Origin of the sequence: Phenylobacterium sp. (assembly GCF_030680185.1) — a bacterium.
In the GTDB taxonomy this organism is placed as follows: Bacteria; Pseudomonadota; Alphaproteobacteria; order Caulobacterales; family Caulobacteraceae; genus Phenylobacterium.
The window spans coordinates 1-8237 of sequence record NZ_JAUXVZ010000044.1; the positions used below are offsets into that span (position 1 = coordinate 1).

At 65.8% G+C, this 8237-nt stretch carries 11 protein-coding genes; 6 read left to right on the top strand and 5 right to left on the bottom strand.

Features of this window, described 5'->3' with window-relative positions:
* The 4 genes from Q8L83_RS10600 to Q8L83_RS10615 form a co-directional block, all read left to right on the top strand.
* Window positions 1-610 (top strand): ATPase, T2SS/T4P/T4SS family (locus Q8L83_RS10600; protein ID WP_305286721.1); only part of this gene is annotated, 610 nt, incomplete at its 5' end.
* Window positions 611-688: 78 nt separating this feature from the next.
* On the top strand, window positions 689-973 hold the full coding sequence (locus Q8L83_RS10605) for a hypothetical protein (RefSeq protein WP_305286723.1): 285 nt from the start codon (window positions 689-691) through the stop codon (window positions 971-973).
* Window positions 970-1458, top strand: coding sequence for a hypothetical protein (locus Q8L83_RS10610; protein WP_305286724.1), 489 nt, complete (start codon window positions 970-972; stop codon window positions 1456-1458). The genes Q8L83_RS10605 and Q8L83_RS10610 overlap by 4 nt, the downstream gene beginning before the upstream one ends.
* Entirely contained in the window at window positions 1455-2729 is a 1275-nt protein-coding gene (locus tag Q8L83_RS10615) for a hypothetical protein (RefSeq protein WP_305286726.1), read from the top strand. The genes Q8L83_RS10610 and Q8L83_RS10615 overlap by 4 nt, the downstream gene beginning before the upstream one ends.
* Window positions 2730-2838: 109 nt before the next feature.
* Here Q8L83_RS10615 and Q8L83_RS10620 read toward each other — a convergent pair whose 3' ends face one another.
* Window positions 2839-3870 carry a hypothetical protein gene (locus tag Q8L83_RS10620; RefSeq protein WP_305286728.1) on the bottom strand — a complete coding sequence of 344 codons (1032 nt, stop codon included), beginning with the start codon at window positions 3868-3870 and terminating at the stop codon, window positions 2839-2841.
* 302 nt (window positions 3871-4172) lie between these two features.
* On the bottom strand, window positions 4173-4613 hold the full coding sequence (locus tag Q8L83_RS10625) for a helix-turn-helix domain-containing protein (RefSeq protein WP_305286730.1): 441 nt from the start codon (window positions 4611-4613) through the stop codon (window positions 4173-4175).
* A 150-nt stretch (window positions 4614-4763) separates the two neighbouring features.
* Here Q8L83_RS10625 and Q8L83_RS10630 point away from each other — a divergent pair, with 150 nt between their 5' ends.
* Entirely contained in the window at window positions 4764-5111 is a 348-nt protein-coding gene (locus tag Q8L83_RS10630) for an MFS transporter permease (RefSeq protein WP_305286732.1), read from the top strand.
* 5 nt (window positions 5112-5116) lie between these two features.
* The gene (locus Q8L83_RS10635; protein ID WP_305326182.1) at window positions 5117-5332 is read left to right on the top strand and encodes a GDCCVxC domain-containing (seleno)protein; all 216 of its coding nucleotides are present in this window, start codon (window positions 5117-5119) and stop codon (window positions 5330-5332) included.
* An 18-nt stretch (window positions 5333-5350) separates the two neighbouring features.
* Here the strand turns inward: Q8L83_RS10635 and Q8L83_RS10640 are convergent, their stop codons facing one another.
* The 3 genes from Q8L83_RS10640 to Q8L83_RS10650 all read right to left on the bottom strand — a co-directional run.
* The gene (locus tag Q8L83_RS10640) at window positions 5351-6298 is read right to left on the bottom strand and encodes a nucleotidyl transferase AbiEii/AbiGii toxin family protein (RefSeq protein WP_305286736.1); all 948 of its coding nucleotides are present in this window, start codon (window positions 6296-6298) and stop codon (window positions 5351-5353) included.
* Window positions 6288-6896, bottom strand: a complete 609-nt coding sequence (locus Q8L83_RS10645; protein WP_305286738.1) for a hypothetical protein — start codon at window positions 6894-6896, stop codon at window positions 6288-6290. Before Q8L83_RS10645 ends, Q8L83_RS10640 begins: the two co-directional genes overlap by 11 nt.
* 756 nt (window positions 6897-7652) lie before the next feature.
* A partial coding sequence (locus Q8L83_RS10650) for a GIY-YIG nuclease family protein (RefSeq protein ID WP_305286740.1) occupies window positions 7653-8237 on the bottom strand: 585 nt, incomplete at its 5' end.

Below are 8237 nucleotides of genomic sequence, written 5' to 3' on the forward strand. Positions count from 1 at the left end.
GCGGCCTGAGGTGGTGTTCACCCTGGACGACTATGTCGAGGGCGGCATGATGAGCGCCGCCCAGGCCGAGATCATCCGGGCCGCGGCTGAGGCGCGCGAGAACCTGCTGATCGTCGGTGGCACGGGGTCGGGCAAGACCACGCTGGCCAACGCCATCCTGGCGGAGCCGGCTTTCGCCGCGGACCGGGTGGTGTTGATCGAGGATACGGCCGAGCTGCAATGCTCGGCGGCCGACCAGATCCAGATGCTGACCAAGCGCACCGAGCCTGCGGTGACCATGACCGACCTGGTACGGGACACCCTGCGGCTTCGGCCAGACCGCATCGTCATCGGCGAGGTCCGGGACGGCTCGGCGCTCGATCTGTTGAAAGCGTGGAATACCGGCCATCCTGGCGGTCTGGCCACACTCCACGCCAACAGCGCCGCGGAGGGGCTAAGCCGGCTGGAAGACCTGATCGGCGAGGTGACGCAGCGCATCCCGCACCGGGCGATTGGGCAGGCCATCGACCTGGTGATCCACATCGCGCGCACGCCGGGCGGGCGGCGGGTGTCGGAGATCATGCGGGTCACGGGCTGGGGGGAGGGGGCTTACGCGCTGCAGACGGCATAGCCCCACAGGCCGTGATCGAGATCAAGGCGGAACCAATACAATGGGGGTAGTCTTCCCTTAGACGAAGGACCCTTCTCCATGGCAAATCTGGCCGACACCCACGTGATCCGCGGCCGCCTGCCGGTTGTCCGCTGCGCAGCGGCCGGAGCTGTGGCGCTTGGGGCGCTGTTTGTCCTTTGCTGGATCGCCGCTTCCCTCGGATGGGCCAATGCCAGCCACATGTACCTGTCGCTGTTCACCGTGGCCCCAGTCAGCTCGACGTCGGCCCTGGAGGCGGGCCTGTGCTGGTCGCTCGGCTTCGGCGCGCTTGGCGGCGCCTTGGTGGCCCTGGCGTTCAACGCCCTGGCCTTCCTCGAACGGTGACCCGCGCGGACCCGCATTCGCCACAGCTCCGCTTACGACACGCCGCCGCCGGGCTGTTAGGCGCCTGCGCGGCCTATCAGCTGGGTCTCGGCGCCTATTTCGTGGTGTTGCGACCGCCCCTCCTGCCCGAAGATCTGCGCTTTCTGGGCGCGACCGCCCAGCGATTGACTGAGCTTCTGCCTCGCCTCGAGGGGTGGCCGGACCTGGTGTTCGCGGTCCTGGGCGGGCAGATGGCGGCCCTTGGCATGCTTGTCGCCGGGGTGGCGTTGCGTCTCGCCCAGGGGAAAGCCATGGCGATGTATGAGCTTTTGCTGCTCGGTCTGGCCGGGCTCATATCCGTGGCGGGGATGAGCGCCGTGAACTTCGCCCTCGGGTCGGACTTCCGTTGGCTCTTGATTTTGCCGGTCCTGGCGTGGGCGCTGGGCCTGGCCTTGGCCGCCTTGGGGCGCGGCGAAGCGCCGGTCGACACGACGGGGCGGGCATGACCGATGACGCGCCAAGCGTGAGCGACCGTGACGCGGTCCTCAACAGCGGCTGCTTCTGTGTCACCTTGGACAGCGATCGGCTGCTCACCGCGATCCAGGCGGAAGCGCCCGAGCCGGATCTTGCGGCCGCTCTGCTCGCGGCACGTCCGCATCTGTTCGCGGCCATGCCGGTCTTTTTGGCCGACCACGACCTCAAGGCCATGCTTGCTGTCGTCGCTGCAGTCGAAGCGGCCGCCGAGGATCCAGCTTACCAAGCCGCGGTGCTCGCCTGGGCGCCGGACATCGCGCGCCACGACTTCGGACCGCGGGCGGCCTTCATGGGCTATGATTTTCATCTTGGAGCCGATGGCCCCAAGCTGATCGAGGTCAACACCAACGCTGGCGGCGCCTTCCTGAACGCCTTCCTAGCCCGCGCCCAGGGCGCCTGCTGCCGCGAGGCGGAGGACGCGATGCGGGCCGCGCCTATGGCTGAGTTCGAGACCTCGGTCTGGGCGATGTTCCTGGCCGAATGGGCTTTACAAGGTCGGACGGGCCAGCCGCGCTCGATTGCCATTGTCGATGACCGGCCCCGTGAGCAGTACCTGTTCCCAGAATTCCTGCTGGCCCAGCGGTTCTTCGAGCGCCACGGCGCCAAGGTCTGGATCGTGGATCCCGGCGAGCTTCGCTTTACCGCGGGCGTGTTGCAGCACGACGGGGAGGCGGTCGACCTCGTCTACAATCGCCTGGTGGATTTCTCCTTCGAAGCTGCCGAGCATGAAGCCCTACGCGACGCCTACCTCGCAGGCGCAGTCGTAATGACTCCCGGCCCCCGCAACCACGCGCTCTTCGCCGACAAGCGGAACCTGACGCTGCTGTCCGATCCCGCCGCCGCTGCCGGCTTCGGGCTAACGCCTGATCAGCGGCAGAGCCTTTTGGCGGTTCCCCGCACGGTGATGGTGACGGCCGTGAACGCCGAAGATTTGTGGTCAGGGCGTAAGCGCTACTTCTTCAAGCCGGCGGGCGGACACGGGGGCAAGGCGGTCTACCGCGGCGACAAGATGACCCGCGGCGTTTGGGCAGAGGTTCAGCAGGGCGGCTACATCGCCCAGGAGCTCGCCGTTCCGTCCGAGCGCCGGATCAGGATCGACGGCGAGATCAGAGCGCTCAAGCTCGATGTTCGCGTCTACACCTACAGAGGCTCGCCGCTGCTGACCGCGGCGCGGGTCTATCAGGGCCAAACCACGAATTTCAGGACGCCCGGCGGCGGGTTTGCGCCGGTGTTCGTCACCTAAGGCGCCTGATCACGCCTGCATGCCCTTCTGCCTTTCGAATGTCGGCCATACGCACGTAGGTGGCTACTTCAATCCGGGACCTGCGATACGCCCAACTGGAGCGTGCCGCTTAGCTATCTGAAACAGCTTCGTATTGCCCCTCGCCGATCAGGTCCCAAGTGGAGTGAGCCGTCGCGAGCTTGGCTGGAAGGTCCTCGATCTCGAGCTCAGTCCAGCTGTAGCCCTTCGACCGCATGCCGCCCTTGATGTCGGGATAGTTGTTGTACTTCACGGCGTTGTACTCGGGCCTGAAGCGATGGATCAGGTAGGCTTCGACCTCCCGCGTCATGGCCTCGTCACGCAACTTTACGAACTGCTCGGTCGCGAAGCGGCCGAGCCCTTCCTCGTCGGCAAGATCGAGGTTGTGCAGAATGGGCTTGACCCCCGGCGGCGTCGCGAACCCCATGAATGGGATCTCCATCATCTCGGCCAAGCCCACAACCGTCAGCAATATGAGAGACACCTCGAAGGGCGCTCGCGCGGCAGGCGCGGCGCCGACAGGGTTTTGGACGGTCATGATCCTTTGCATCTTGTCGTGGCCGGTCAGGCGATCCCAGACTTTCTGGTCAAAGGCCTTGCCGACGTAGAGCACGTTGAAGTCGAGAAACGAGCGCGGGCCACCGTCAGCGGTCGCGACTTTCAGCCCCTTCACAAGCATCTCGTAGAGGATTTTGTGAGGGCTCCACCAGAGGATGAACGTGCCATCCTTTCTGAATAGCCTGATCGCCGCCACGTCTCTAAGCGGCTGGGTCTGCCGGGTTTCCTTGGTGTGCCAGGCCGTCTCAACATCGATCACCTCGCCCGGGGCGCAGATGCCGAGGTCGACCAGATCGACGCGGCACTGGAGCGGCGGGTTCGCCCGGTCGGCGATCTCGAAAAAAAGCCGTCCTTCGCGAAATTCGACCTTGTCGAAATAGGTCAGCGGTCGCTGCACCAAGAGGTAGATCGAACACTCGTCCAGGCGCTGCCGGATAACCTCTTCTTCTTTGAGGAATTCAAATTCCCAGGCGGAGACCATCGGATAGGTCGTCGTGACCTGGATGTTGGCGCCTTTCACGCCTTGGAAGACATCGTCGTCCTCAACTTCCGCCTCTTCCGTCATGCCGTTCGGCCCCGTTTCATCCGATAGCGAGATAGGTCTTCCCTTGCGGTTCAGCTAGCGGCGCAGCGCCATCGGGCGCGACGGGGGAAGGCTTTCCCCTGCGGCCGAGCCCTCTGGTCTCGGCCGACCCCCTTCAAGCGGGGACACCCCGCAACGCCCCGCAAACGAAGAGCGGCCGGCGGGCGTGCTCGGTCCCGCCGCGTGCCGCGGCTCCTACGGGTCCGCCCCTGTCGGGCGCCGTCAGGCGCCGCCGGCCGCTCGACGGCGCGCCCCGCCTGGCCTGCGTCCAGGCTCCTGCGGCCTCACATGGTTTTAGGGTCAAGGCTGTCCGGCGACGGCGCACGTTCCGCATAGAGGGACTGGATCAGCGGACAGCCCGGGTCCTGCCCAGCGTCGCAGGCCCGGACAGAGTCAGCCAGGACCCGCTCCATGCGCTTCAGGTCAGCAATCCGCGTTCGGACGTCCGTCAGGTGTGACGCGGCGAGGGTTCGTACTTCGGCGCAGGAGGCTTGCCCGCCGCCGGCCAGGCCCAGCAGAGCGCGCACCTCGTCCAACGTGAAGCCCAGTTCACGCGCCCGGCGCACAAAGCCCAGGCGGCTCACGTCCTGGCCGCCATAGCTGCGATAGCGGCCGCGCCGAGGTGGGGCCGGCAGCAGGCCGATCCGCTCGTAGTATCGGATCGTCTCGATATTGCAGCCGGTGCGGCGTGAGAGCTCTCCGATCTGGATCGCTTGGTCGGCCATGGAAGCGTGGCTTTCGATTAGGGCTTGAGTCTGTAGTCACTACAGATGGCATCCTCCCGGGAAGGGCGCCAGGAGACGAATGGTATGACGGCGAGTAGCGGGCTTCGAGCTCGGCGAGATGCACCAGGCCATAAGCCTGCCGAGACGGCGTTGAGCTGGGCGGCGGTCGCGGCGGCGGCCGGTGCGGTTTTTGCCTGGGCCGCGTGCTGCGTTCTGCCGATGTCGCTGGCGCTGGCCGGCCTTGGCCTGGGCGGCCTGGGTTGGTTTGCGGGGCAGCGGACCTGGATTACGCTCGCGGCGCTGGCCGTGATCGGCGTGGGCTGGGTGGTCACTTGGAGGCGTGCGCGGACGTGCCGAATCGATAGCAGCTGCGGTGCGCCATCGCGGCTCGGGATCGGCTTACTCGGTGCGGCCACCCTCCTCGTTCTTGTTGCTCTGATCTGGCAGCCGATCATCGAGCCCTGGGCCCTGGCCCTGATCCGGAGCGCCCGTGGATGAGTGACATGCAAACTGAGCTCCGCTCCACGCTCACCTGTCCGCAGTGCGGTCACCAGGCGACCGAGACCATGCCGACCGACGCCTGCCAGTATTTCTACGACTGCCAGGGTTGCGGTGTGGTCCTCAAGCCGAAGCCAGGCGACTGTTGCGTCTACTGTTCCTACGGCGACGTGCCCTGTCCGCCGATCCAAGAGGGCGGTGGCAAGGGGTGCTGCGCTTAAAGACACGGTTCGGCAGCGTTACAGTTTCGGCGCCCACTTGGAGATTTCGGCCAGGATGTCGTCGAAGGCTGGCTGGCCACGGAAATAGAGCGCGCTCGACGCGGCGTAGGCCTTCTGCAGCGTGGCGCGGGTCTCGGGGTCGCTCAGCACGAAGGCCTCGTTCTCGGCGATGACCGGATTGTCGGCCTTCGGGAACCGCTTGGCCTTGTGGTCGAGATAGTTTTGCGTGCCGACAAACGCCTGCACGCTCGGATCCTGGAGCAGCGAATAGACGTCGTAGTAGTGGCGCATGAAGTTGGGCGGAAACGCGCCGGTCTCCTGCTGCTGGCGGAACTTGGTGGAGATCGCCTGCAGCTTTTCCACGAGCGTGTGGCCAGGGTGGTAGCAGGCGACGGCTTGGGCCCGGTTATCGAGGATCTGCACCCGGCTGGCGGCGAAGTCATAGGCCCACGAGCTGATATTGCGGGCTTCGTTGGGCGCGACATCGTCGAAGCCGACTTCCAGCAGCACGCCGTCCTTCAGGCCTTCCACCGATCCATTGATGCTGGCGTAGGTCAGGCGAATGCCGGCGCTGCGATATTGGCGAGGGTCATCAAACGCCGGGTCGCGCTCGACCGAGGTGATGCCGTCGATGACGATGGTCTGCGCCAGCCGATCGTAGAAATCCTTGCGGCTTTGGACGTGGGCCGGCTTGTCGTGGTTGCGGCCGGTCATCACCGGCGGATCGGCCGGCGGCTCGATGCGGATATCGATGTCTTCCGAGAAGCGGCTGATCAGTCCGTACCCCTTGGAGAGCGATGTGCCGCCCTTCAGCTCGAAGGTCAGGCCCAGCTGCTGCAGGCCGTAGAGGCTCTGCATGATCCAATAGTCCTTCTCGACCAGCGCCGGCGCGATGCCCTGCGCCTCGGCGACGATCCGGATCAGATCGGCAAACTGACGATGGTTGTGCAGGAAATCACGCGGCATCCTGGGTTCCAACCTCGGCTCCGACCTCAGCAAGCGCGCGGGCGAAGAACTTCTTGGCCCGTTCGGAGCCGTAGGACTGGGCGGCCTTTTTCACGCGCGCCCGGTCACTGGCGGCCAGCCGCGCCTTGACGCGGGTCAGCACCTCTTCGGCGCTCTCGCCCAGTTGATCGAGGTTGTTGACCAGGTCGACCATCAGAAACTCAGCCGTGAGCTTCTTCGGGAAGGCGGGCTTCATCCGAAAATCGTAGGTGCGGCCGCCGAGCGCGAATTTGCCGTGGCGCTTGTGGTTATAGACCACGGTCTTGTTGTGCAGCTGGGTCGTGCCGACCCCAAGGGCATTGTAGGCGTTGGGCGAGGCCAGCAGGAACGGGCCGCCCTTGAGGAAGGTCGACACCAGGGTATCGTCCTCAGGCGGGGCCTTCCCGAATACCGTCTGTTTGGGCGCATAATAGAGGCCGCCGGCCAGCTTGGTCAGCACGCCGGCCTGCACCGCCTCCTTGAGGTGACGATCGACCGCCGTCGACCATTGGGCCAGGTCCGCCCGGCGATAGGTCTGCCCGGGGCGGAGCTTGGCCTTGAACTGGTCGAACTTGCTCATGGCTCCAATCTAGGCCTCCGCAGTCAGTTTGCAAGGAATGTCATTAAAAATCCATGCAAACGGAGCGTGTAGGCGGGAGGGTCACGATTGGAGGGGCTCGTCTTGGCGTCTTGGGTTACATGGCGTCTAATAGCGGCATGATCCAGTCGACCACTCGTCTTAGCCGGGGCGCACGCCTTCGGCGCCCACGGCCTGTGTGGGTTTACGCCGAGATTGTTCTGGCTGGTGTCGTCCTGCTTGGCTTGGGGATTTTGGTCTTCAGGCCGTAAGCGCGTTGGGGGAAAGCCTTCCCCTGCGGCCGAGCCTGAGGTCTCGGCCGACCCCTTCGAGCGGGGACACCCCGCAACGCCCCGGAATAAGGAGAGCGACCGGCGGGCGTGCTCGGTCCCGCCGCCTTCGCGGCTCCTGCGGGTCCGCCCCCTGGCGGGCGCCTTCAGGCGCCGCCGGCCGCTCGACGGCGCGTCCCGCCATGGCCTTTGGCCAGGCTCCTTGCGGCCTTCATTGAGTAGGGCCGGCGGAGCCGGCGGTTGGTCGGGCTTGAGCTGGCTAGTCTTCACCCCAGGCCTTGAGCACTTCGTCTTTCGGCACCGGCTCGCCCACAAGATCGACCCAAGCGGATCGTTCAAGGCACCAGCTGACGGCGGCCAGTCGCGCGCCGCGCCCACACCTGAACCAGCCGCGGATCACACGGCCGTCCTTCGGTGCGGTTTCAGCAGGGTGTGGCGCGATCACCGGTTCACCGCGCGCGAGCCCATCCTAGACTTCTTCGCCTTCGGCTTCGACCGCCACGGAGGCGGCGCCGCCAAGCGCCTCATACCGTCGCGCCGATAGCCACTGCAGCCGCTTGGCCTGGGTCAGGAGAACCCGCCGCAGGCCGCCCTGAACCTTGCGCTCGGAAATCACCTGGGCGAGCCTCGAGAGGATCAGGGAGCGGCGGGCGATGCGAAAGTCGGGGTGGGAGCGGAGCTCAAAGACGCGGTCGGAGACGATGCGGGCCCGAAAGGACGGCGGGGCCTCGACGGCCAGGTCGCCGGGCGGCGGGTCCTTTTCGTTGAGAATAGCCTTGAACTGCGAGCCCTGGACGGCGCGGTCGGTGATCAGTCGCTCGAGCGCATCGAGGTGCTGCCGGGCGGCCAGGTCGGAGCGGTTTGAATCTTGGAACTGGGGGAGGGGCCATACCTCGATCTCGAAGACCTCGAACGGGTCGAGCACCGACATGGCCACGGCGTCGGTGCGCTGGTTGGTCAAGTGGCGGCGGATGCGGGTGCGCAGGCGCTCGTTGGTCTGGCCGACATAGATCGGCTCACCGTCGTAGTCGAAGAAGGCATAGACGCCCCATTT